Origin of the sequence: Streptomyces sp. NPDC046859 (genome assembly GCF_040645135.1) — a bacterium.
Lineage (GTDB): Bacteria > Actinomycetota > Actinomycetes > Streptomycetales > Streptomycetaceae > Streptomyces.
This window is the reverse complement of the sequence record NZ_JBEYXR010000007.1, coordinates 247483-271004: the sequence shown is the minus strand read 5'-3', so window position 1 is coordinate 271004 and position 23522 is coordinate 247483. Positions and strand designations below refer to the sequence as shown.

General features: G+C 73.1%; 20 protein-coding genes. 13 read left to right on the top strand and 7 right to left on the bottom strand.

The features are described 5' to 3' along the window. Nucleotides 1-64: 64 nt before the first annotated feature. Nucleotides 65-304, bottom strand: a complete 240-nt coding sequence (locus ABZ899_RS13540) for an exodeoxyribonuclease VII small subunit (protein WP_361345056.1) — start codon at nt 302-304, stop codon at nt 65-67. Between the two features lie 9 nt (nt 305-313). Continuing rightward, on the bottom strand, nt 314-1534 hold the full coding sequence (gene xseA / locus ABZ899_RS13535) for an exodeoxyribonuclease VII large subunit (RefSeq protein ID WP_361345054.1): 1221 nt from the start codon (nt 1532-1534) through the stop codon (nt 314-316). 140 nt (nt 1535-1674) lie between these two features. Between xseA and ABZ899_RS13530 the strand changes: the two genes are divergently transcribed. Further along, complete coding sequence (locus tag ABZ899_RS13530; protein WP_361345052.1) at nt 1675-2688, top strand: 4-hydroxy-3-methylbut-2-enyl diphosphate reductase; 1014 nt, start codon at nt 1675-1677, stop codon at nt 2686-2688. Nucleotides 2689-2717: 29 nt separating this feature from the next. Further along, nucleotides 2718-3473, top strand: a complete 756-nt coding sequence (gene ppgK / locus ABZ899_RS13525; protein WP_361345050.1) for a polyphosphate--glucose phosphotransferase — start codon at nt 2718-2720, stop codon at nt 3471-3473. Between the two features lie 6 nt (nt 3474-3479). On the opposite strand, the gene ABZ899_RS13520 is transcribed toward ppgK, so the two are convergent. Next, a complete protein-coding gene (locus ABZ899_RS13520) occupies nt 3480-3890 on the bottom strand; it encodes a DUF6542 domain-containing protein (protein WP_361345048.1) in 411 nt (136 codons plus the stop codon). Between the two features lie 624 nt (nt 3891-4514). Here ABZ899_RS13520 and ychF point away from each other — a divergent pair. Then, on the top strand, nt 4515-5603 hold the full coding sequence (gene ychF / locus ABZ899_RS13515) for a redox-regulated ATPase YchF (protein WP_361345046.1): 1089 nt from the start codon (nt 4515-4517) through the stop codon (nt 5601-5603). Between the two features lie 263 nt (nt 5604-5866). Then, on the top strand, nt 5867-8044 hold the full coding sequence (locus ABZ899_RS13510; RefSeq protein WP_361345043.1) for a DEAD/DEAH box helicase: 2178 nt from the start codon (nt 5867-5869) through the stop codon (nt 8042-8044). A gap of 90 nt (nt 8045-8134) precedes the next feature. Here the strand turns inward: ABZ899_RS13510 and ABZ899_RS13505 are convergent, their stop codons facing one another. After that, nucleotides 8135-9046: a LysR family transcriptional regulator gene (locus ABZ899_RS13505; RefSeq protein ID WP_361345041.1), complete on the bottom strand. Its 912-nt coding sequence runs from the start codon at nt 9044-9046 to the stop codon at nt 8135-8137. A 108-nt stretch (nt 9047-9154) separates the two neighbouring features. Here ABZ899_RS13505 and ABZ899_RS13500 point away from each other — a divergent pair, with 108 nt between their 5' ends. The 9 genes from ABZ899_RS13500 to ABZ899_RS13460 all read left to right on the top strand — a co-directional run bounded on the left by ABZ899_RS13500 (nt 9155) and on the right by ABZ899_RS13460 (nt 18994). Beyond that, the gene (locus ABZ899_RS13500; RefSeq protein WP_361345039.1) at nt 9155-9985 is read left to right on the top strand and encodes an SDR family NAD(P)-dependent oxidoreductase; all 831 of its coding nucleotides are present in this window, start codon (nt 9155-9157) and stop codon (nt 9983-9985) included. Between the two features lie 208 nt (nt 9986-10193). Next, entirely contained in the window at nt 10194-11771 is a 1578-nt protein-coding gene (locus tag ABZ899_RS13495; protein WP_361345038.1) for a S8 family peptidase, read from the top strand. 105 nt (nt 11772-11876) lie between these two features. Further along, on the top strand, nt 11877-12305 hold the full coding sequence (locus ABZ899_RS13490) for a hypothetical protein (RefSeq protein ID WP_361345036.1): 429 nt from the start codon (nt 11877-11879) through the stop codon (nt 12303-12305). Nucleotides 12306-12402: 97 nt separating this feature from the next. Continuing rightward, complete coding sequence (locus ABZ899_RS13485) at nt 12403-13590, top strand: DUF4190 domain-containing protein (RefSeq protein ID WP_361345034.1); 1188 nt, start codon at nt 12403-12405, stop codon at nt 13588-13590. Between the two features lie 147 nt (nt 13591-13737). Next, entirely contained in the window at nt 13738-14490 is a 753-nt protein-coding gene (locus tag ABZ899_RS13480; RefSeq protein WP_361345032.1) for a GntR family transcriptional regulator, read from the top strand. 352 nt (nt 14491-14842) lie between these two features. Continuing rightward, nucleotides 14843-15034: an SPOR domain-containing protein gene (locus ABZ899_RS13475; protein ID WP_361345031.1), complete on the top strand. Its 192-nt coding sequence runs from the start codon at nt 14843-14845 to the stop codon at nt 15032-15034. 28 nt (nt 15035-15062) lie between these two features. After that, complete coding sequence (locus tag ABZ899_RS13470) at nt 15063-15461, top strand: (deoxy)nucleoside triphosphate pyrophosphohydrolase (protein ID WP_361345029.1); 399 nt, start codon at nt 15063-15065, stop codon at nt 15459-15461. A gap of 107 nt (nt 15462-15568) precedes the next feature. Then, nucleotides 15569-15979, top strand: a complete 411-nt coding sequence (locus ABZ899_RS13465; RefSeq protein WP_361345027.1) for an ATP-binding protein — start codon at nt 15569-15571, stop codon at nt 15977-15979. A 282-nt stretch (nt 15980-16261) separates the two neighbouring features. Continuing rightward, nucleotides 16262-18994, top strand: a complete 2733-nt coding sequence (locus ABZ899_RS13460; protein WP_361345025.1) for a SpoIIE family protein phosphatase — start codon at nt 16262-16264, stop codon at nt 18992-18994. 152 nt (nt 18995-19146) lie between these two features. On the opposite strand, the gene ABZ899_RS13455 is transcribed toward ABZ899_RS13460, so the two are convergent. The 3 genes from ABZ899_RS13455 to ABZ899_RS13445 all read right to left on the bottom strand — a co-directional run bounded on the left by ABZ899_RS13455 (nt 19147) and on the right by ABZ899_RS13445 (nt 23504). Next, on the bottom strand, nt 19147-20721 hold the full coding sequence (locus ABZ899_RS13455) for a hypothetical protein (protein ID WP_361345023.1): 1575 nt from the start codon (nt 20719-20721) through the stop codon (nt 19147-19149). Nucleotides 20722-20793: 72 nt separating this feature from the next. Beyond that, nucleotides 20794-21564, bottom strand: coding sequence for a succinate dehydrogenase/fumarate reductase iron-sulfur subunit (locus ABZ899_RS13450; RefSeq protein WP_361345021.1), 771 nt, complete (start codon nt 21562-21564; stop codon nt 20794-20796). Next, nucleotides 21561-23504: a fumarate reductase/succinate dehydrogenase flavoprotein subunit gene (locus tag ABZ899_RS13445; RefSeq protein ID WP_361345019.1), complete on the bottom strand. Its 1944-nt coding sequence runs from the start codon at nt 23502-23504 to the stop codon at nt 21561-21563. The genes ABZ899_RS13450 and ABZ899_RS13445 overlap by 4 nt, the downstream gene beginning before the upstream one ends. Between the last annotated feature and the right edge of the window lie 18 nt (nt 23505-23522).

The window sequence follows — 23522 nt, the reverse complement described above, 5'->3', positions numbered from 1 at the left end:
AAAAGGTCGGGTCCCGGTGATCCGCTTCACAGGGCCCGCCCCTCCGTACGGACGTCAGGGGGCGTCAGTCGTCGGCGCCCTCCTCCTGCCCGTCCTCGGCCTCCTCCTCGGCGAGCGCCGCGTCCAGGCGCGCCCGCGCCCCGTCCAGCCAGCGCCGGCACACCTTCGCCAGCTCCTCGCCCCGCTCCCAGAGCGCGAGCGACTCCTCCAGCGTCGTGCCGCCCGCCTCCAGCCGCCGTACGACCTCGATCAGCTCGTCCCGGGCCTGCTCGTACCCGAGGGCCTCTTCCACCTTGCCGGTCATGCGCCCACCCTATGCATCGCTTCCTGCGTCGACTCGTACGGAGAACTCGCCCTCGGCGACCCGGGCCCGCAGCACCTCGTCCGCCGCCACCTCGCCGGGATCGCGCACCACATGCCCGTCGTCCCGCTGCAGCACGGCGTACCCGCGCTTCAGGGTCGCCGCCGGGGACAGGGCCACCACGCGCGCGTGCGTGTGCGTCAGCTCGGACGACGCCCGGTCCAGCAGATGGCCCAGACACCGCCGGCCGCGGTCCAGGAGCGAGGCCACCTGGTCGGCCCGCTCGTCGATCATCCGGTGCGGATCCTCTATCGACGGACGCGCGAGGGCGTGCGCGAGCCCCCGCTCCTCCCGCTCGACGTACGCCTCCACGCACCGTCGCGCCCGGTCGCGCAGCATCCGCACCCGCTCGTACTCCTCGCCGACGTCCGGGACGACCTTCTTGGCGGCGTCGGTCGGCGTGGAGGCGCGCAGATCGGCGACCAGGTCCAGCAGCGGGTTGTCCGGCTCGTGCCCGATCGCGGACACGACGGGCGTCCGGCAGGCCGCCACGGCCCGCACCAGCTGCTCGTCGGAGAACGGCAGCAGGTCCTCCACGCTGCCGCCGCCGCGGGCGACGATGATCACGTCCACGTCGTCGAGCGCGTCGAGCTCCTTGACCGCCTGCACGACCTGCGGCACCGCGTGCACGCCCTGCACCGCGACATTGCGCACCTCGAAGCGGACGGCGGGCCAGCGGTGCCGCGCGTTCTCCAGGACGTCCCGCTCGGCGGCGGACGCCCGCCCGCACACCAGGCCGACGAGCTGCGGCAGGAACGGCAGCGGCCGCTTGCGCTCCGGCGCGAACAGCCCCTCCGCGGCCAGGGACTTCTTCAGCATCTCCAGCCGGGCCAGCAGCTCCCCGACGCCGACCGGCTTGATCTCGGCGGCCCGCAGGGACAACTGCCCGCGCGGCGCGTACCACTCGGGCTTGGCGAGCACCACGACCCGCGCGCCCTCGCTCACCACGTCGGCCACCGCGTCGAACACCTGCCGGTAGCAGGTCACGCTCACCGAGATGTCGTACGAGGGGTCGCGCAGCGTCAGGAACACCACCCCCGCGCCGGGCCGCCGCGACAGCTGGGTGATCTGCCCCTCCACCCACACCGCGCCGAGCCGGTCGATCCACCCCCCGATGAGCCGTGACACCTCACCGACGGGCAGCGGGGACTCGGGCGACGTGTTCACAGCCATGCGGCGAGCGTAACGGCCGCCACCGACAACACCCCCCGTCCCGGTGAACGGCGCGGACACCGGCCCCCGCGCGCCACCTCCCGCCCCGCACACCCCACCACGAGGCGGGCGATCTTCGGGGCGGCGCACGCACCCTTACGATGGGACGCATGACTGCTTCGCCTGGCCGCCGTGTCCTGCTCGCCGCCCCCCGTGGCTACTGCGCGGGTGTGGACCGCGCCGTGATCGCCGTCGAGAAAGCCCTGGAGCAGTACGGCGCTCCGGTCTACGTCCGGCACGAGATCGTCCACAACAAGTACGTCGTGCAGACCCTGGAGAAGAAGGGCGCGATCTTCGTCGAGCGCACGGAGGAGGTGCCGCCGGGCAACATCGTGATGTTCTCCGCCCACGGCGTCGCCCCCGTGGTCCACGAGGAGGCCGCCCGCGGCAGGCTCGCCACCATCGACGCGACCTGCCCGCTGGTCACCAAGGTCCACAAGGAAGCGGTCCGGTTCGCCGACGAGGACTACGACATCCTCCTCATCGGTCACGAGGGCCACGAGGAGGTCATCGGCACCTCCGGCGAGGCCCCCGAGCACATCCAGCTCGTGGACGGCCCCGGCGACGTCGCCAAGGTCGAGGTCCGCGACGAGTCCAAGGTCGTCTGGCTCTCCCAGACCACGCTCTCCGTCGACGAGACCATGGAGACCGTCGACGCCCTCAAGGAGAGGTTCCCGCAGCTGATCTCGCCGCCCAGCGACGACATCTGCTACGCCACGCAGAACCGTCAGCTCGCCGTGAAGCAGATGGGCGCCGAGGCCGACCTCGTCATCGTCGTCGGCTCCCGCAACTCGTCCAACTCCAAGCGGCTGGTGGAGGTCGCCAAGCTGGCGGGCGCCCGCGCGGCGTACCTGGTGGACTTCGCCGACGAGATCGACGAGGCCTGGCTGGAGGGCGTCGGCACGGTCGGTGTCACCTCGGGCGCCTCGGTGCCGGAGGTGCTGGTCGAGCAGGTCCTGGAGTGGCTGTCGCAGCGCGGCTTCGAGGACGTCGAGATCGTCAAGGCGGCCGAGGAGTCCATCACGTTCTCCCTGCCGAAGGAGCTGCGCCGCGACCTGCGCGAGGAGGCGGCCGCGCTCATCGCCGAGCGCACCGGTTCCACGACCGGTGAGTGACCGTCAGACGTCCGTCGTAACGTAGAGCCATGCAGATCTTCGGTTTGGACATCGGCGGATCCGGGATCAAGGGCGCCCCGGTGGACCTCGACAAGGGCGACCTGGCCCAGGAGCGCCACAAGGTGCTCACCCCGCACCCCGCGACCCCCGACGGGGTCGCCGACGGTGTGCGCCAGGTCGTCGAGCACTTCGGCTGGACCGGCCCGGTCGGGCTCACCTTCCCCGGTGTGGTGACCGACGGGTCCACGATCCGCACCGCGGCGAACGTCGACAAGAGCTGGATCGACACCGACGCGCGCGCGTTGTTCGGCGAGCGCCTCGGCGGCCTGCCGGTGACGGTGGTCAACGACGCGGACGCCGCCGGAGTCGCCGAGATGCACTTCGGCGCGGGCCGCGGCCGCAAGGGCACGGTGTTGCTGCTCACCTTCGGCACGGGCATCGGCAGCGCCCTGTTCCGCGACGGCCGCCTGGTCCCCAACACCGAACTCGGGCACCTCGAACTGCACGGCCACGACGCGGAGAAGCGCGCCTCCAGCAAGGCCAAGGAGGACGAGGACCTGACCTGGGAGCACTGGGCCCACCGCGTGCAGAAGTACCTCGCGCACGTGGAGATGCTCTTCTCGCCCGAGCTGTTCATCATCGGCGGCGGCGTGAGCCGCAAGGCGCACAAGTTCCTGCCCCACATCGAGGGCATCCGCGCGGAGATCGTCCCGGCGCAGCTGCAGAACAACGCGGGGATCGTGGGGGCGGCGATGCACGCGGCGGAGACGGCGGTCGCCGGGTAGCGGCCGTCAGTCCGCCGGGCCCCGGGCCGCGGCGCGCCGCGCCACCAGGCGGACCCGGCGCACCAGGACGACCGCTCCGGCGAGCAGCGTCCCGCCGTACAGCCACCCGGCCTGGGTCGCGAGGGCGGTCACCAGGCCCATCAGATGACCGCCGAAGCCGTCGCCGTGGTCGGCCGCCGGCAGCAGCCCCAGGGCGAACGCGTTCGGCACGACCACGGGGGCGGTCAGCAGGTCGCCCTCGCGCACCCACAGCGCCGTCAGCACGCACACCGGCAGGAACAGCACGCTGTACAGGCCCAGCGAGCCGGACAGCGCGGAGTCGAGGAAACCGAGCAGCAGCATCGCCGCTCCGCAGAACAGCCCGCTGCCCAGCCCGGTCAGCCGCGGACCGGCCAGCCGCCCGGCGGACGACGGCACCGGGGCAGGCCCCGGCCGCCGTACCGCCCCGGCGGGATGTGAGGGGACGGGCCGGCGCTGGGCGACAGGCCGGGTGGCCGGGGCCGGCCGGGGGGCGCCCCGCCGCGGCGGCCGCGGATCCCGGGCCGCCGAGGCCGCCTGCGCCGACCGGGGCAGGCCCTGTGGCGACCGGGCGGACCGGGAGACCGCGCTTCCGGCCCCTGCCGAACGGGACCGCGCGGGCCAGGCGGACCGCCGTCCGGCCCCGCCGCCGCCATCCCCCGCGTCACGCTCGCCCACACCGGGCACGATCCCGCCCTCGCCGCGCCTCGTCCGGCCCTCGCCCCGCTCCACCGTGTCCCCGTCCACCTCGACATCCGCATCCGCTCGCGTGGCGCCTACCCGCCCTCACCCCACGTGGAACCGCGTACTTCGTGGCGGTCCGTGCCCGGCGGGTCGCGCGCTGTGCCGCTCCACCGCACCAACCTAGGCCGCGACACGGGGTGCGGCGGGCGACGGACACGCCCGGGGGCGCACCTTGGCCAGGTGTTCGACGGCACGCCCGGGGCGGGCCCGGCACGCCGTAGACTGGTGGATCGGCCACAACCCCCCAGTCCTCTCCTCTCACGTACGGGAAGTCGCAACGTGTCGCTCACGATCGGAATCGTCGGTCTGCCGAATGTCGGCAAGTCGACCCTGTTCAACGCCCTGACCAAGAACGACGTGCTGGCGGCCAACTACCCGTTCGCCACCATCGAGCCCAACGTCGGCGTCGTGGGCGTCCCGGACGCGCGCCTGACGAAGTTGGCCGAGATCTTCGCCTCCCAGCGCGTCCTCCCGGCGACCGTCGACTTCGTCGACATCGCCGGCATCGTGCGCGGCGCCTCCGAGGGCGAGGGCCTGGGCAACAAGTTCCTGGCGAACATCCGTGAGTCCGACGCGATCTGCCAGGTCATCCGGGCCTTCAAGGACGAGAACGTCGTCCATGTCGACGGCAAGGTCTCGCCCAAGGACGACATCGAGACGATCAACACGGAGCTGATCCTCGCCGACCTCCAGACGATCGAGAAGGTCCTGCCGCGCCTCCAGAAGGAGTCGCGGATCAAGAAGGACGTCGCGCCCAAGGTGAAGGCCGTCGAGGAGGCCAAGGAGATCCTGGAGAAGGGCGACACCCTGTTCTCCGCGGGCATCGTCCAGGGCTCCGGCAACGAGGAGCTCCTGCACGACCTGCACCTGCTGACCACCAAGCCCTTCCTCTACGTCTTCAACGTCGACGAGGACGAACTGGTCGACGACGACTTCAAGGCCGAGCAGCGCGCCCTGGTCGCCCCCGCCGAGGCGATCTTCCTCAACGCCAAGCTGGAGGCCGATCTGGCCGAGCTCGACGAGGAGGACGCCATGGAGCTCCTGGAGTCGGTCGGCGCCGAGGAGCCCGGCCTCGCCACCCTGGCCCGTGTGGGCTTCAACACCCTCGGCCTGCAGACCTACCTGACGGCCGGCCCCAAGGAGTCCCGCGCCTGGACGATCAAGAAGGGCGCCACCGCCCCCGAGGCCGCCGGCGTCATCCACACCGACTTCCAGAAGGGCTTCATCAAGGCGGAGGTCATCTCCTTCGAGGACCTGGTGGAGACCGGCTCGGTCGCGGAGGCCCGCGCGAAGGGCAAGGCGCGCATGGAGGGCAAGGACTACGTCATGCAGGACGGGGACGTGGTGGAGTTCCGCTTCAACGTGTAGCGGGTGCCCCCGGGCTCCGGGGCCAGGCGTTCGCGCCTGGCCCCTTCTCCGTCCCGGCTGAGCTTCGCGGTACAGGTGACGGCACGAGGTACGCGGGGTCACCGGGCCGGACGCGTACCTCCGCGGCGACATCGAGAGGACAAGCCGCGACGCGGCGGGGCCGGACCACGAGATCGCGCGGTGGCGCACCGGGTGGGAAGGCGCTCCGCTCCCAGTGGCAGGATGCGAGGACGCGTCGGGAGGGGCCAGGAGGGCGGGGCGGGATGGGGCGCAGTGAGCGGGACGCGGTCGCCGGGGGCAGACGGCTGTACGAGGCCGCGCGGGCGGTGGCCGACGACCACGCGCGGGCCGTGGCCGCGGTGCACGCGGCGCTGAAGCCGATCCACGACGACCTCGTACGACGTGAGCTGGACGGCATCCCGGTCGCCCGGCTGAAGGACCTCACCGAGGGCCGGCTGCGGCTGGGCGAGGTGGAGAAGGGCGGCTTCCGTTCGGTCGGGCAGGTCCTCGACGCGGGCTCCTACCGGCTGCAGCAGTTGCCCGGCGTCGGCCGGCAGACCGCCGACCAGACGGTGGCCGCCGCACGCCGGATCGCCGACGCCGTACGGGACACCGTCGCCGTGCACATCGACGTGGACCGGCCGGAGCCGCGGACCACCGCCCTGGTCGCGGCCCTGAACGTGCTGGTGGAGGCGGGTCCCGAGGCGCGACGGGCCGTGGAGACGGCGGCCGGGCTGGTGAAGCGGCTCGGCCCGCTGCTGACCGAGGCGGCCCCCGCGGCCGGGCGGTTGCGCATGCTGCTCGCCAGGCGGGCCGGCCGCGAGCGGGCGGTCGCGGCCGTGGCGGAGATCCGCGCGGCGACGGAGCGGGCGCGCGAGGACGGCGTGCCCGGGCTGTTGGCCCAGGCGTCGGTGGATCTGCTGCGCGGCCCGGAGTCCGACGTGGCCGCCCTGGTCGACTTCGAGCTGCGCTCCGCCGAGTACTACAGCCTGCTCGCCGAGGCCTCGGGCCGCGCCCCCGACCCGGCCGCCGCCGAGGGCTTCCTGCCGGACGAGGTGGCCGACCGGGTGCGGGCGCAGTCGCTGGACGACACCCACCGCCGGGTGTCCCTGCGCGGCTACCAGGCGTTCGGCACACGGTTCGCGCTCGCGCAGCGCCGGGTGATCCTCGGTGACGAGATGGGGCTCGGCAAGACGATCCAGGCCATCGCGGCACTGGCACACCTGGCGGCGAGCGGCGAGACCCACTTCCTGGTGGTCTGCCCGGCCAGTGTGCTCATCAACTGGACCCGGGAGATCGAGAAGCGCAGCACGCTGCGGGTGACTCCGGTGCACGGCCCGGACCGGCAGGACGCGTTCGCCGACTGGAGGGAGCGGGGCGGCGTCGCCGTCACCACCTTCGACGCCCTGCGCGGCTTCCCCGCGCCCGGCACCGGGGAGCTCGGCATGCTCGTCGTCGACGAGGCGCACTACGTCAAGAACCCGGGCACGCGCCGCGCCGGCGCCGTCTCCACCTGGGCGGGCACCTGTGACCGCGTGCTGTTCCTGACCGGCACGCCCATGGAGAACCGGGTCGAGGAGTTCCGCAGCCTGGTGCGCATCCTGCAGCCGGACCTCGCCGAGCGCGTCGACGAGCACGACGGCGTCGCGGGCTCGAAGGCATTCCGCAAGGCGGTCGCGCCCGTCTATCTGCGCCGCAACCAGCAGGACGTGCTCACCGAACTCCCCGCGCTCCAGCACACCGACGAGTGGGAGGAGCCCAGCGCGCAGGACGAGGAGGCGTACCGGGAGGCCGTGCGGGCGGGCAACTTCATGGCCATGCGCAGGGCGGCGTACGCGCGGCCCGAGGGGTCGGCGAAGCTGGGGCGGTTGCGGGAGATCGTCGGGGAGGCCGCCGAGAACGGGCACAAGGCCCTGGTGTTCTCGGCGTTCCGCGACGTCCTGGGCACGGTCCACGAGGCACTCGGCGAGAGCGGCGAGGCTCACGTCTTCGGCCCCCTCACCGGCAGTGTGCCGCCCGCCCGCCGGCAGCGGCTCGTGGACGACTTCGCCGCCGCGCCCGGTCACGCGGTGCTGCTCGCGCAGATCGAGGCCGGGGGAGTGGGTCTGAACATGCAGGCCGCGTCCGTGGTGATCCTCTGCGAGCCGCAGCTCAAGCCGACCGTCGAGCACCAGGCGGTCGCCCGCGCCCACCGCATGGGCCAGGTCCGCTCGGTCACGGTGCACCGCCTGCTGTGCACGCGGGGTGTGGACGAGCGCCTGGTCCGGCTCCTGGAGAACAAGTCCCGCCTCTTCGACGCCTACGCCCGCCGCAGCGCGGTCGCCGAGTCGACCCCGGACGCGGTGGACGTCTCCGACCTCGGCCTGGCCCGCCGCATCGTCGAGGAGGAACAGGCCCGCCTGGGCACGACGACCCGGGAGCCGGCCACCGAGGACGCGTGACGGCTGAGCGGGGCGCCCCCCGGTCGGGTCCGCCGCGTCGGCCCGCGCCGACGACGAGCGCGCGTCGCTGCCTCCCTCCCCGTCCCGCGCTCACCCCCGCCCCGTCGCCTCCCCGCAGGCCCGCGCGTACGCCCGTACCAGTGGGCGGGCCTCGTCCGTGCGGCGCCAGGCCAGTGCGTAGCGGGCCGGGGACAGGCCCCGTACCGGGCGGGTCACCACGCCGCCGAGGGTGATCAGGGGGGCGTTGCCCGAGGCCAGGAGGCAGACGCCGAGGCCGGCGACCAGCGCCTCGTAGGTCTCCTCGGTGCTCGCGATCTCGGCCCCGATGCGCGGCGGCCGTCCACCGCGCTCGTCCAGCGCCAGCCAGTGGTCGCGCAGCGGCCCTGCGCTCTTCGGCAGGGCGAGGAACGGCTCGTCGGCGAGGTCGGCGAAGTCCACCTCCGGCCGGGCGGCCAGCGGGTGCGTCTCGGGCAGGGCGACCAGCCGGGGCTCCTCGGCGACCACCGTCCAGCCGTAGCGGCCGGCGTCGGGCAGCGGCAGCCAGACGAAGGCGACGTCGGCCTCGCCGTCCGCCAGGCCGGCCGTGGGGTCCTCCCAGCTCACCTGCCGCAGCCGGACCGCCACCTCGGGGTGCGCGGCCGTGAACCGCGAGCGGATCGCGGGCAGCAGCCCGCCGCGGCCGGGGCTGGTGCTCATGCCCACGACCAGCGTGCCGCGCGCCGCGGCCCGGCACGCCTCCAGAGCCGCCGCCCCCTCCGCCCAGGCGGCCAGCACCCGCCGCGCGTGCGGCAGCAGGACCGCACCCGCCTCGGTGAGGGTCACACCGCGCGGCCCGCGGTGCAGCAGCTCGGCGCCCAACTGCCGCTCCAGTGCCCGCACCTGCTTGCTGAGGGCGGGCTGGGAGACGTACAGCCGGGCGGCCGCGTGGGTGAAGTGCAGCTCCTCGGCGACCGTCACGAAGTAGCGCAGGTCGCGTACATGAACGTCCGACGTCATGACCATCGGTTATCAGCGTGGGTCTTGGACGGGCAAGGCCGTTCCGCAGGAGGCTGAACCGCGTAGGCCGACGGACCCCGTCGAAACCCGTCGCGGAACGTACGAGGAGTAGTCATGAACAAGGTCTGGCTGATCACCGGGGCGAGCAGCGGTTTCGGGCGGGCGCTCGCGGAGCTGGCGCTGGCCGACGGCGACGTGGTGGTCGGCGCGGTACGGCGCCCCGAGGCCCTGGACGACCTGGTGGCCGCGCACCCCGACCAGATGGAGGCGCTGCGCCTGGACGTCGCGGAGACGGGCGCCGCCGAGGCGGCCGTGGCGGACGTCGTCGCGCGGCACGGTCGGATCGACGTCCTGGTCAACAGCGCGGGACGCACCCATGTGGGCGCCTTCGAGGAGACCACGGAGCAGGAGCTGCGCGCGTTGTTCGACCTGCACGTCTTCGGCCCCGCCGCCCTCGTCCGGGCGGTGCTGCCGCACATGCGCGGGCGGCGCTCCGGGGCGATCGTGCAGCTGTCCAGCATGGGCGGGCAGATGTCGTTCGCGGGCTTCTCCGCGTACAGCGGAACGAAGTTCGCCCTGGAGGGCATGTCCGAGGCACTGGCGGACGAGGTCGCGGACTTCGGCATCCGGGTGCTGATCGTCGAGCCGGGCGCCTTCCGCACCTCGCTGTTCGAGACGGGCCGGGCCGGGGCCAGCGCGGACAGCGGGCTGTATCCGAAGGTGAGCGGGACGCGCGCCTTCGTCGAGGGCGGTGACGGCTCGCAGCCCGGTGACCCGGCGAAGGCGGCGGCCCTCATCGTGGCCGCCCTGGAGGCGGAGCGCACCCCGCTGCGGCTGCCGCTCGGAGACGACGGTGTGAGCGCCGTCCTCAACCACCTCGACCAGGTCCGCGAGGACATCGCGCCCTGGGAGAAGAGCGCGCGGGCGACGGCGTTCGACGCCTGACCGAGCCCTGCGACAGCCGGCCCCTCCGCCTTGCGTGAGCGGGTCGCCCGACGACTCGCTCACGCAGGGGCCCTTGTGCAATTCCTGTGGAGGCCTCAATCTTTCGGCTGGCGCACGGACGTCGTCGAACTTGACATGATCATGCCTGTCTTCGCCGTTCCCGTGCCACCCCACGCCCGCGCACCACCGATTGAGGAGGAACCCTCAGATGGCAGTGATGCGTACCCCCCAGCGCACGACCCGCCGAAGACTGGCCCTGCTCAGCACGGCGGCCACCGCGGTCCTCGCCGCGGGCCTCGTCACCGCGCTCCCCGCCGCGGCCGCCCCCGAGGGCCGCGTCCAGTACGCGGGCGCGGCGAACGCCGTGGCCGACAGCTACATCGTCACCCTCAAGGCCGACCAGGCCCGTTCGGGCTCGAAGACGGCCCGCGCCCTCGTCGAGCGCTACGGCGCCGGCATCGAGCGCACCTACCGCACGGCTCTCAACGGCTACGAGATCGAGGCGTCCGAGACCGAGGCCGAGCGGCTCGCCGCCGACCCGGCCGTCGCCTCCGTCGTCCAGAACCGCACGTTCCACGTCGAGGGGACCCAGCCCAGCCCGCCCTCCTGGGGCCTGGACCGCATCGACCAGAAGAACCTGCCGCTCAACAGTTCCTACACCTACCCGGACTCGGCCGGGCAGGGCGTGACGGCGTACATCATCGACACCGGCGTCCGCATCACCCACCAGGACTTCGGCGGCCGCGCCTCCTACGGCTACGACGCCATCGACAACGACAACACCGCCCAGGACGGCAACGGCCACGGCACGCACGTCGCGGGCACGGTCGCCGGGTCCTCGTACGGCGTCGCCAAGAAGGCGAAGATCGTCGGCGTCCGCGTGCTGAACAACTCCGGCTCGGGCACGACCGCCCAGGTCGTCGCCGGCATCGACTGGGTCGCCCGGAACGCGGTCAAGCCGGCCGTCGCCAACATGTCCCTCGGCGGCGGCGCCGACACCGCCCTCGACACGGCCGTACGCAACGCCATCGCCTCCGGCGTCACCTTCGCCGTGGCCGCCGGCAACGAGTCGACCAACGCCTCCACCCGCTCGCCCGCCCGCGTCGCCGAGGCGATCACGGTCGGCGCGACGACCTCCACCGACGCCAAGGCGAGCTACTCCAACTACGGTTCGGCACTCGACCTGTTCGCGCCCGGCTCCTCCATCACCTCGTCCTGGAACAGCGGCGACTCGGCGACCAACACCATCTCCGGTACGTCGATGGCCACCCCGCACGTCGCGGGCGCCGCCGCCCTCCACCTCGCCGACAACCCCGCGGCCACCCCGGCGCAGGTCGCCTCGGCGCTCACGGCGGCCGCCACGACCGGAGTCGTCACCAGCCCCGGAACCGGCTCGCCCAACCGTCTGCTGTACGTCGGCGGCGGCACGACCACCCCGCCCGGGCCGCGCTTCGAGAACACCGCCGACCACACCATCGCCGACAACTCCACCGTGGAGTCCCCGGTGACGGTCTCCGGTGTCTCCGGCAACGCGCCCTCGGCCCTCGCCGTCGAGGTGCACATCGTCCACACCTACATCGGTGACCTCCAGGTCCAGCTGGTCGCCCCCGACGGCACCGCCTACACCCTGAAGTCGTACGGCACCGGCGGCAGCGCCGACAACATCGACACCACGTACACCGTGGACGCCTCTTCCGAAGCGGCCAACGGCACGTGGAAACTGAGGGTCAGCGACAACGCCCGCCAGGACACCGGGCGGATCGACTCCTGGGCGCTGCAGTTCTAGCCCAGGCCCGTCAGTCACCACCAGCCATCCACGTCCTCGTCCTCGCGGCGGAGTCCGGTCCCGTGACCCGGCTCCCCGCGGGGACGAGGCGCTATAGAGACAGCGATGACGGATTTCGCACAGTACGGCGGCTACAAGCGTGACTTCGACTTCCAGATCGGGCCCGCCCGGCCGGAGGACTTCCACAGCAAGGCGTTCGGCGACCGCCTGTGGGCGGACCTCTCGCGCATCCTGGAAAAACCCTTCGAGGGCGCGACGATCGGACCGGACGCCCCCGACGGACACAGATACTGGTTCGGCGACGACGACCTGAGTGCTCACCTCTACTCGGGCCCCCCGGAGCCGGACTCCGGGGTGCTGGGCCAGGTGCCCGCCATGCTCACCGTGATCTCACGGTCCGACGAGGTGGCGAGCTCGGAGCTGGCGGAGCGGATGTACGACGGGCTGACCGCGTCGGACGACTACCTCGTGGCGGTGTTCGCGTATGACGGCATGCCGATCGCCGCCAACTTCGACATCGGCGACGACTGGTGAACCCGGCCGCCCCCCATGCGGCCCTGGTTCGCGGCGCGCTTACGATGCGCGCAGTCGTACGCCCCTCCCCACCCCCCGAACCAGGAGCACGGTAGCCGTGTCGATACCCCCGCCGTCCGGACCCCAGCAGCCGTACGGGCCACCGGCACCGCCCCACGGGCCGTACGCCGCCGGCCCCGGCTCCCCCTACGGGGCGTCGTACGGGGGCGCCTACGGCCCGTACGGCCCCTACGGCGGGCAGGCGCCGGTCAACGGTCTCGCGATCGGCTCCCTGGTGCTCGGCATCCTGTGCTTCGTGCCGGCCGTCGGCCTGGTGCTCGGGCTCGTCGCGCTCGCGCAGATCCGGCGGAAGGGCGAGCGCGGCAAGGGCATGGCGATCGCCGGTTCGGTGCTGTCCACGGTGGGCCTCGCGCTGTGGGCGCTGACGCTGTCCACCGGTGCCGCCGCGGACTTCTGGGACGGCTTCAAGAGCGCCGCGAGCGGGGAGGGCAGCGCCTTCGCGCTCGACAAGGGCGACTGCTTCGACACCCCGTCGGGCACCCTGGAGGGGGAGACCTTCGAGGCGGAGAAGGTGCCCTGCTCCGGTGGGCACGACGGCGAGGTCTTCGCGGTGGTGACGCTGCCGGGCGGCGGTTACCCCGGCGAGGACGAGCTGTCCCGCACGGCCGACGACAAGTGCTATGCGCTGAGCGACGGTTACGCCATGGACACCTGGGGCGTGCCGGAGGACGTGGACGTCTTCTACTTCATCCCCACCCCGCAGAGCTGGCGGTTCGGCGACCGCGAGCTGACCTGCCTGTTCGGCAGCACCGAGAAGGACGGCCGCCTGACCGGCTCGCTGCGCGGCGACGCCACGACGCTCGACGCCGACCAGGTCGCCTTCCTGAAGGCGGTCAACGCCGTCGACGCGGTGCTCTACGAGGAGCCGGAGGACCACCCCGACGACGACCTGGCCGCGAGCCGGGCCTGGGCCGGCGACGTGCAGCGGGTGCTCGGCGAGCAGATCACGGCGCTGCGCGGCCACCGCTGGCCGGACGGGGCGGGGAAGCCGGTCGCCGACCTGGTCGAGGAGATGGCGGACGCCCGCAAGGAGTGGGCGCGGGCCGCCGCGGCGAAGGACTCGGACGCGTACTTCACGCACTACGAGAAGGGCTACGCGTACGTGGACGGCCCCACGACGGTCACCGCGCGCGAAGCTCTGGGTCTGGACACCACCGTGCCGTTCTACGAGGACGACTCCGGCAGCGGGGGCGGGAGCGAGGACGCGGGCGATCTTCAGGTGTGAGCGCGGCCATAACGGGGAGAAACTGCCTGCGTAAAGCCCTCCTGCGCCACAAGTCATCACATCGAGTGATTCTCTGGCCTTTGCTTGCACAGCACAACGCTTGGTTGCCAGGCTGTTGCTGTCTGTACAACCTGATGGGAGCGGCCAGTGACTTTCGGTGAGCAGCCGGCGTATCTGCGTGTCGCGGGTGATCTCCGTAAGAAGATCGTCGACGGTTCACTCCCTCCGCACACCCGCCTCCCGTCACAGGCCAGAATCCGCGAGGAGTACGGCGTCTCGGACACCGTCGCCCTGGAGGCGCGCAAGGTCCTGATGGCCGAGGGGCTGGTCGAGGGCCGCTCCGGCTCCGGGACCTATGTGCGCGAGCGGCCCGTGCCCCGCCGGATCGCCCGCTCCGGCTTCCGCCCGCCGAGCGGTGCCACCCCGTTCCGGCAGGAGCAGGCCGACGGCGATGTGCGCGGCACCTGGGAGTCCAGCAGCGAGCAGGCGGCGGCCGGCCGTGCCGTCGCCGAGCGGCTGGCGATCCGGCCGGGCGAGCGCGTGATGTGCACGCGGTACCTGTTCCGGGAGGCGGGCGAGCCCATGATGCTGTCCACCTCCTGGGAGCCCCTCGCCGTCACCGGCCGGACGCCCGTCATGCTCCCCGAGGAGGGTCCCCTCGGCGGCATGGGCGTCGTCGAGCGGATGGCGGCCATCGACGTCGTCGTGGACAACGTCACCGAGGAGGTCGGGGCCCGCCCCGGCCTCGCGGAGGAACTGCACGCGCTGGGCGGCGTCCCCGGGCATGTGGTCCTCGTCCTCCAGCGCACGTACTACGCCTCGGGCCGCCCGGTGGAGACGGCGGACGTGGTGATCCCGGCCGACCGCTACCGCGTCGCGTACCACCTGCCGGTCAAGTAGCGCCCAGGCGCGAGTGAAGTAGCGCACATCCCGCGTCTGTTGCGCTCTGCGGGCTGACAACGCCCGCCCCGGAGCGCCCGGTTGCCTTCGCATCCTTTCCGCAGGTCGCGCCGGGTGTCTCCGGTATGCCCGCGAACGGACGCACGGCCTTGGGCGCACGGCGCGTTCCACGTCGTGCGCCCCCTCCGGCTTGGCTGGTTGCGTACCTCTTTGTGAAAAGCCGTATTCGCTCCGTGAAGGTTAGGCGTAGGCTCGGGCATATGCGGATTGCGGTTTCCTCGGCGGGTGGGGCACGGCACAGGCCGCGAGCGTTACGCGGGCGGCCGTGGGCGGGAAGGAGCAGTGGGGCGCGATGACCGACAGCACGATCACTCTTCCCTGGCTCGTCGTCCGGCAGGACGACAACGGCAATCGCTATCGCGTCGGCCGGTACGCGACACGGGCCGAGGCCCAGAAGATCGCGGACAGCCTCGACGGCCGTGGACACAAGCAGCTCTACTGGGTCGAGCGCATCACGCAGAACGGCGGCGGCGCCGACCGCTGACCGTGCACGCTCCCGTAGGCTCCGGCGCATGACGGAACGGATCGTGGTCGGCGCCGCGCTGCTGGACGCGGGCCGCCTGCTCGCCGCACGCCGGAGCGCGCCGGCGGACCTGGCCGGGCGCTGGGAGCTGCCCGGCGGCAAGGTCGAACCGGGGGAGAAGCCCGACGCGGCGCTCGCCCGCGAACTGCGCGAGGAACTCGGCGTGGACGCCGAGGTGATGGAGCGCGTCCCGGGCGCCTGGCCCCTGCGGGCGCCCTTCGTCCTCCATGTGTGGACGGCCCGCCTGCGGCCCGGCAGCCCGGCGCCGCGCCCCCTGGAGGACCACGACGCGCTGCGCTGGCTCGACGCCGGCGAGCTGTGGGACGTCGACTGGCTGGAGCAGGACGTGCCCGCCGTCCGGGAGGTGGCCCGGCGGCTGACGTCCTGACGAACCCCCGCCCTTGCCCAGCCCGCCGCGGTACTGTCACCCGAATATCGGGTATGTGCCCATTAACACCATGAAACCGGACATGGAGTGGCCCCGCTGGCTGGGAAGTGATCGGCGTGCTCGACACCGACGGCGACTGCGCCGAATGGACCTTCCCCGCGGAGGCCGACGCCGTCCGGGCGGCCCGCGCCGCCGTGCGCGGCCGGCTGCTCGCCTGGGGGCTGGGCGGTCTCGCCGATGTCGCGGCCCTGCTGGTCAGCGAACTGGTGACCAACTCCCTGCGGCACGCCACCGGTCCCATCGGGGTGCGCGTGGTGCGTCCTTCCGGGGACGGCGGGGTTCTGCTCGTCGAGGTCTCCGACCCGCTGCCCGATCCGCCGCGCGCCCGCACCTCCGACGCCGAGGACGAGGGCGGCCGGGGACTCCAGCTCGTGGCGCGCACCTCCCGTCGTTGGGGGACCCGGCCGGGTCGAGGCAGCGGCAAGACGGTCTGGTTCGAACTCGCGGTCCCCCGCTGACGCCCTCGTCCCACGGTCCGTCAGCGGCGTACCGGACGCCCTCCGTCCGCCCCCGGAACGCCTGCGGCTGGTTCCGGCCGGTGATGGGTGACGCAGGTCGTGATTCGACGGCGTGTCCGCTGGTTAGAAGACTGGAAGTGTTTCCGCGGCGGGGACCGAAAAGCATCGGGACCGTGCTGTGATCGTGAACACCGTGTTGTGCGGGGCCGTAGTGCTGGATACTGCGGGCAGCCGCCGCCGGTGACCGGTGCCGGACGCGGTGAGCTGGAGGGGACGGTTCGCGTGAGCGAGATACCAGCGAAGGCGACGGAGTCCGAGGACCCGTCGAAGAGTGGTGGGACGAGGGCCGCGGGAGATCTCCCCGACGCTCGCGCCTCCCACGGCACACCCGCCTCCCACGGCACATCCGTCTCAGCCTCGGCCGGCGCACCCGACGCCCGCGCACCCCACGGCCCCCAGGACCCGGACACGACCGGCTTCGGCTCCGAGGAGCCGCGTCCGGGCGAGCCGCTGTGGCAGAGCAAGCCGCCGGGTTCGATCTACGACTACATCAAGGTCGCGTCCTTCTCGATCGGCCCCGACGGCCTGGTCGACCAGTGGAGCCTGCGCGCCGAGCAGGTCTTCGGCATCCCCGCCGAGCGCGCGGTCGGCATGGACCCCATCGAGGCGTTCATCGACCCCGACCTGCGCGCGCAGGGCCAGCGGAAGATGACCGAGATCCTGGACGGGCGGGAGTGGACCGGCGTGGTCCCCTTCCGGGTGCCGGACGGCGCCGACGGCGGCCGGGGCAAGGACGGCCTCGCCGAGGTGTACGTCATGCCGACGCGGACCGAGGAGGGGGAGAAGGCCGCCGTCTGTATCGTCGTCGACGTCCGGACCCTGCGCCGGATGGAGACCGACCTCGCCGCCTCGCAGGCCATTTTCGGTCAATCTCCCTTCGGGTTCCTGCTGATCGACACCGATCTTCGGGTGCGCCGCGCCAATGAGCGGTTCGCCTCCCTGTTCGGCGGAACCCCGGACGACCATCGCGGCCAGGGCGTCCACGACTACCTCGCCCGGCCCGAGGCCGAGCGGGTCGCGGCCACCCTGCGCCGCGTCCTGGAGAGCGGCGACTCCATCACCGACATGCACGTCACCGGCTTCCTGCCGGGCTCCGACGAGCGCCGCCACTGGTCCGTCAACCTGTACCGGGTGCACAGCGGCAGCGGCCGTCCCATCGGCGTCGCCTGGCTGGGCATCGACATCACCGCCCGGCGCGCCGCCGCCCGCGAGGCGGCCGCCGCCCGGCGCAACCTCGCCCTGCTGAACGACGCCGGCGCCCGCATCGGCAACTCCCTCGACCTGGAGACCACGGCCCGCGAACTCCTCGACGTGGTGGTGCCCGGCTTCTGCGACCTCGCCACCGTCGACCTGTACCAGGGGCTGCTGGCCGGTGACGAGACGCCGCCCGGCCTCGCCGACGGCAGCGCGGAGCTGCGCCGGGTCGCCTTCTCCAGCGCCGTCTCCGACGCGCCCTTCGTCGGCGGCGGCGCCGAGGTCGCCGTCGGCGGCGTGCACCACTACCCGTTCAACTCGCCCTGCGCGGACGCCCTGCGCACCGCCCGGGTGCAGCACGTGCCCGGCGAGGAGGGCGGCCTCGTGCAGTCCACGCTCGCCGTGCCGATGGTCGCCCACGACACCGTCGTCGGGCTGGCGCAGTTCGCCCGGACGAAGGGCAGTGAGCCGTTCGGGGACCGCGACCGCGAACTCGCCGTGGAACTCGCGGCCCGCGCGGCGGTGTGCATCGACAACGCCCGCCTCTACCGGCGCGAGCACGAACGCGCCCTGATACTCCAGCGGTCGCTGCTGCCCCCGGGGGACCCGGTCGCCGCCGGCCTCGACATCGCCTGCCGCTATCTGCCCGGCAACGCCTCCGCGGACCGGCACAGCGAGGTGGGCGGTGACTGGTTCGACGTCATCGAACTGCCCGGCCACCGCACCGCGTTGGTCGTCGGCGACGTGATGGGACGCGGGCTGCGCGCCGCAGTCGCGATGGGCGAACTGCGGTCCGCCGTACGGACGCTGGCCCTGCTGGACCTCGAACCGGCCGAGGTGCTGTCCGCGCTGGACGAGATCGCGCGCGGGCTCGGTGCCCCCGGCGGCGTCCAGCAGGCCACCCGCGCGGCCCGCCGGCCACGGGAGGCGGACCTGTCCGAGGTGTACCTCGCCACCTGCGTGTACGCCGTGTACGACTCCGTGACCCGGCGCTGCACCTTCGCGAACGCCGGGCATCTCCCGCCGGTCCTCGTCGAGCCCGGCGAGGACGCGCTGATGCTGGACGTGCCGCCGGGGATGCCGCTCGGCGTGGGCGGCGAGCCGTTCGAGGAGGTGGAGGTCGAACTCCCCGAGGGCGCCCTGCTGGCGCTCTACACGGATGGACTGGTCGAATCGCGCGACCATCCCCTGGACGAGGGGCTCCAGGCGTTCGTCGGCGCGCTCACCGACCCGTCGAGGCCGCTGGAGGACGTGTGCGACCACGTCCTCAACACCCTCGACACCCACCACGGCGAGGACGACATCGCGCTGCTGATGGCCCGCGTGCAGGGCCTGCCCGCCGACTCGGTCGGCGACTGGACGCTGCCGCGCGAGCCGCGCAGCGTGGGCCGCGCCCGTGAGTACGCCCGCGCCCGGTTGCTGTCCTGGGACCTGGAGGCGCTGGTCGACACCACCGAACTCCTCGTCAGCGAACTGGTCACCAACGCCCTGCGCTACGGCGAGGGCGAGATCCGGCTCCGCCTGCTGCTGGACCGCACGCTGGTGTGCGAGGTCTGGGACGCCGGACTCGTCCAGCCACGCCGCCGCCGCGCCCGCGACACGGACGAGGGCGGCCGCGGCCTCCAGCTGGTCGGCCTGCTCAGCGCGGCCTGGGGCTCCCGCCGCACCCCCCGCGGCAAGACGGTCTGGTTCGAACTCCCGCTCCCCGACGGCGAAACCACCCTGACGGACCCGGCGGAGGCCCTCCTGAGCCTCTTCTGATCCCGGCCGCGGTCACCTGGGCCCACCCCTCTCGCCGGTGTCCGGGTGGTCACGCGGTGGGGTCCTCCCGGTCGGCCGTGTGTTCACGTCAATCGGGCCGGTCGGTCGGTCGCACGGCGGAGGCGGGGCTGCCCGGGGCACTCCGGCCGAGGTCACCGTGGCTCGTTCGCCTTGCCACGCCGGGCGCCGGTGCGTGGGCCGCCGTAGCTTCCCGGTGCGGGGTGGAGGGCGCCGGTGGCCGCGGCGGTCAGGTCGGAGGTGGGCTCGGGTGGGTGGCCGTGGAGGCGGATGTCCTGGTCGGCCAGGGCGCGGGCCTCTTCGGCCAGCGTGTCGGCCGTCACCAGGTCGGCCAGGTTCTCCGCGCGCTCGCGGCGAAACGCCTCCGCCAGGCGGGTGCGGGCCGCGCATCCCACCACCGCCCCGTGCGTCGTGACGACGTCGTCCGCTCCGGCGACGGCGGCCCGCGCGCAGACCGCGGCGGCGGCCGGGAGCACCCCGGCGTGCCCGGCGGCCAGGGGTGCCACGGCCCGTACGATCCGCCGCAGCAGGCCGAGCGGGTCGTACGGCCGCCCCGAGGCCAGCTCCTGCCGTACGCCGGCCAGGACGACGTCGGCGTGGCCCGTGCGGGCGCGCAGTTCGCCCGGCGTGACGTCCGGGTGGGCGGCACTCTCTCCGGCGAGGGCCCGGCGGGCGCCGGCGATCTCCGTCTCCGCGCCGGTCAGCGCGGCCGGTACCAGTCCCGCGGCCGTCGCCAGCTCCCTGCGGAGCCGTTCGACGCCGTCGATGAGCGCCCCGGCCTGGGCGATGGCGCCCTCGGCGGCCCGCAGCCGGCTCGCCGCCCGCCCGGCGTCCCCGACGTCGGCAGCCTGCCGGGCCAGGTTCAGCCGGGTGGTCGCGAACACCAGGCGGTCCTTGGCCTGTTCGACGTTCCCCGCCACCGCCGCGGACGCCGGGGCGGCGTAGCGCTCGCCGAGGTCGCGGAGGATCGCCTCGGCCTCCCCGGTCCGTGCGGTCAGGCCCCGGAACCGGCCCTCCGCGACGGCCAGCGCGGCCCCCAGCCCACCGCCCGGCCCCTCCTCCAGCCCCCGCAGCGTGTCGAAGGCGGCGGCCCGCACGTCCAGCAGCCGCCCCGCCTCCTCGCAGCGCCCGACGACGCCCGCCAGCGCGTGCCGGCGGGCCGCACCCTCCCCGGGCTCCCCGTGCTCGTACCGCCAGCGGATGCGGAAGGCCGCCGCCAGCTCGGTCTCGGCCTCCCGCAGCGCCCGCCGGACGTCCTCGATCTCCTGCGGCGCCCCGTCGTCGAACCGGGCCTCGGCGAACCCCAGTTCCTCACGGCTGACCCGCACCCACCCGTCCGCGCGGACCAGCGCGTCCCGGGCCCGCTCGTCCAGCTCCTCGTCGAGCGGCTCCCCAGCGGGAACCGGCGCATCGCCGGGTGCCGTACGCCTGGTGGTCCGCCGTCTGCGCCGCCAGAACCCGAAGCTCGCCAGCGCCCCCGCCGCGACCACGGCGATCACGGGGAGCACGAGGTCGGCGGTGTGCGTCCCCCGGTCGTCCCGCTGTCCGAGCGCGCCCGACACGGGCCGCTGCGGCCCGCTGTCCACCGCTGTGCCGGGCAGCACCAGCCACGTCACCCCGACCAGCGCGCCGAGCAGGGTGTGCACCACGAGCACGGATATGTGCGCGCGGGCGCGCCGCGGCCGGCCCCGGATCAAGGATGACGTCACATTCCGGAGCGTATGAGCAGGTATGCGCCCGCGCGACCGGGGCGCGTCAGGGGAGGTGCGAGCGCGCCCCCGCTACGAGGACCGTCTCCTGATCTTCGACCCCAGCCACACCAGCGGGTCGTACTTGCGGTCCACGGCCCGTTCCTTCAGCGGGATGAGCGCGTTGTCCGTGATCTTGATGCCCTCGGGGCACACCTCGGTGCAGCATTTGGTGATGTTGCAGTAGCCGAGGCCGTGCTCCTCCTGCGCGGACTTCTTGCGGTCGAGCCCGCGCTCGGCGGCGGCGTCCAGCGGGTGCATGTCCAGCTCGGCGATGCGCATCAGGAAGCGGGGCCCGGCGAAGGCCGTCTTGTTCTCCTCGTGGTCGCGCACCACGTGGCAGGTGTCCTGGCACAGGAAGCACTCGATGCACTTGCGGAACTCCTGCGAGCGGTCCACGTCCTCCTGCATCATCCGGTACTCGCCCGGCCCCAGGCCCTCCGGCGGCACGAACGAGGGCACCTGCCGGGCCTTGTCGTAGTTGAAGCCGACGTCCGTCACCAGGTCCCGTACGACGGGGAAGGCCCGCAGCGGGGTGACGGTGATCGTCTCCTCGCGGGTGAACACCGACATCCGCGTCATGCACATCAGCCGCGGCCGCCCGTTGATCTCGGCCGAGCACGAACCGCACTTGCCCGCCTTGCAGTTCCAGCGGACGGCCAGGTCGGGCGCCTGGGTGGCCTGGAGGCGGTGGATGATGTCGAGGACGACCTCGCCGTCGTTCACCTCGACCGCGAAGTCCTCCAGGCCGCCGCCCCGCACGTCCCCCCGCCACACCTTGAAGCGGGCCTCGTAGCTGCTCACTGGTAGAGCTCCTCTTCGGCGAGGTACTTGACCAGCTCCTCCTTCTCGAAGAGGGCGAGCAGGTCCTGGCGGACGGGTTCGGTGGTCTCCCTCACGAGGTCGATCTGGCCGCGCTCGGGGTCGGTGGCCGCGAGGCCGCCCGTCGGGTCGGCCGGCCGGCACAGCAGGTTGATGTTGCGCCACCGGCGGTCCATCTCCGGGTGGTCCTCACGGGTGTGGCCGCCGCGCGACTCGGTACGCTCCAGCGCCGCCCGTGCCACGCATTCGCTGACCAGCAGCATGTTCCGCAGGTCCAGCGCGAGGTGCCAGCCCGGGTTGAACTGCCGGTGCCCCTCGACCCCGGCCCGCCGCGCCCGCACCCGCAGCTCGGCCAGTTTCTCCAGAGCCTGCTCCATCTCGGCCTCGCGGCGGATGATGCCGACCAGGTCGTTCATGGCCTGCTGGAGCTCCTGGTGCAGGGTGTACGGGTTCTCCGGGGGCCGCCCGGCGTCCGCGGACCCGGCCGGACCCTCCGCCGAGAAGGGCCGCAGCGCCTCCGCCGCCGCGCTGTCGATCTGGAGGTCGCTGACCTCGGGGCGCTCGAACGCGTGGGCGGCCGCGTGCTCGGCGGCGTGCCAGCCCGCCCGGCGCCCGAAGACCAGCAGGTCGGACAGCGAGTTGCCGCCGAGCCGGTTGGAGCCGTGCATCCCGCCGGCCACCTCACCGGCCGCGAACAGCCCCGGCACCCCGCGGGCCGCCGCCGTGTCCGAGTCGACCGCGATGCCGCCCATGACGTAGTGGCAGGTCGGGCCCACCTCCATCGGCTCGGCGGTGATGTCGACGTCCGCCAGCTCCTTGAACTGGTGGTACATGGACGGCAGCCGGCGCCGGATCACCTCGGCCGGCATCCGGGTGGACACGTCCAGGAAGACCCCGCCGTGCGGGGAGCCCCGGCCCGCCTTCACCTCGGCGTTGATCGCGCGGGCGACCTCGTCGCGGGGGAGCAGTTCGGGAGGCCGCCGGTTGTTCTCCGGGTCCTCGTACCAGCGGTCCGCCTCCTCCTCCGACTCGGCGTACTTGTCCTTGAAGACGTCGGGGATGTAGTCGAACATGAACCGCTTGCCCTCGGAGTTGCGCAGCACCCCGCCGTCGCCGCGCACCGACTCGGTGACCAGGATGCCCTTCACCGACGGCGGCCAGACCATGCCGGTCGGGTGGAACTGCACGAACTCCATGTTCAGCAGCGGGGCCCCGGCGAGCAGCGCGAGCGCGTGCCCGTCGCCCGTGTACTCCCACGAGTTCGACGTCACCTTGAAGGACTTGCCGATGCCGCCGGTCGCGATGACCACGGAGGGCGCCTCGAGGACGAAGAAGCGTCCGGTCTCCCGCTCGTAGGCGAAGACCCCGGAGACCCGGCTGCCGTCTTTCAGGATCCGGGTGACCGTGCACTCCTGGTAGACCTTCAGCCGGGACTCGTAGTCCCCGGTCTCCTTCTCGTCCTCCTGCTGGAGCGAGACGATCTTCTGCTGGAGGGTGCGGATCAGCTCCAGGCCGGTGCGGTCGCCGACGTGCGCCAGGCGCGGGTACTCGTGCCCGCCGAAGTTGCGCTGCGAGATCCGGCCGTCCTTCGTACGGTCGAAGAGCGCGCCCCAGGTCTCCAGCTCCCACACCCGCTGCGGGGCCTCCTGGGCGTGCAACTCGGCCATCCGCCACTGGTTGAGGAACTTGCCGCCGCGCATGGTGTCGCGGAAGTGCACCTGCCAGTTGTCGTGCTCGTTGGCGTTGGCCATGGCCGCCGCGATACCGCCCTCGGCCATCACGGTGTGCGCCTTGCCGAACAGCGACTTGCAGATCACGGCCGTGCGGGCGCCCCGCTCCCGCGCCTCGATCGCCGCGCGGAGGCCGGCGCCCCCGGCACCGACCACGACGACGTCCCACTCCTGCCGGTCGACCACGGACATGTGTTCAGTCCCCACCAA

What these genes read in the sequence shown, in the direction of transcription:
- ABZ899_RS13495 (WP_361345038.1), top strand. Translation starts at nt 10,194, where the DNA reads ATGGCAGTGATGCGTACCCCCCAGCGCACGACCCGCCGAAGACTGGCC.
- ABZ899_RS13500 (WP_361345039.1), top strand. Translation starts at nt 9,155, where the DNA reads ATGAACAAGGTCTGGCTGATCACCGGGGCGAGCAGCGGTTTCGGGCGG.
- ABZ899_RS13540 (WP_361345056.1), bottom strand. Translation starts at nt 304, where the DNA reads ATGACCGGCAAGGTGGAAGAGGCCCTCGGGTACGAGCAGGCCCGGGAC.
- ppgK (WP_361345050.1), top strand. Translation starts at nt 2,718, where the DNA reads ATGCAGATCTTCGGTTTGGACATCGGCGGATCCGGGATCAAGGGCGCC.
- xseA (WP_361345054.1), bottom strand. Translation starts at nt 1,534, where the DNA reads ATGGCTGTGAACACGTCGCCCGAGTCCCCGCTGCCCGTCGGTGAGGTG.
- ABZ899_RS13505 (WP_361345041.1), bottom strand. Translation starts at nt 9,046, where the DNA reads ATGGTCATGACGTCGGACGTTCATGTACGCGACCTGCGCTACTTCGTG.
- ABZ899_RS13510 (WP_361345043.1), top strand. Translation starts at nt 5,867, where the DNA reads ATGGGGCGCAGTGAGCGGGACGCGGTCGCCGGGGGCAGACGGCTGTAC.
- ABZ899_RS13445 (WP_361345019.1), bottom strand. Translation starts at nt 23,504, where the DNA reads ATGTCCGTGGTCGACCGGCAGGAGTGGGACGTCGTCGTGGTCGGTGCC.
- ABZ899_RS13475 (WP_361345031.1), top strand. Translation starts at nt 14,843, where the DNA reads ATGACCGACAGCACGATCACTCTTCCCTGGCTCGTCGTCCGGCAGGAC.
- ABZ899_RS13470 (WP_361345029.1), top strand. Translation starts at nt 15,063, where the DNA reads ATGACGGAACGGATCGTGGTCGGCGCCGCGCTGCTGGACGCGGGCCGC.
- ABZ899_RS13530 (WP_361345052.1), top strand. Translation starts at nt 1,675, where the DNA reads ATGGGACGCATGACTGCTTCGCCTGGCCGCCGTGTCCTGCTCGCCGCC.
- ABZ899_RS13490 (WP_361345036.1), top strand. Translation starts at nt 11,877, where the DNA reads ATGACGGATTTCGCACAGTACGGCGGCTACAAGCGTGACTTCGACTTC.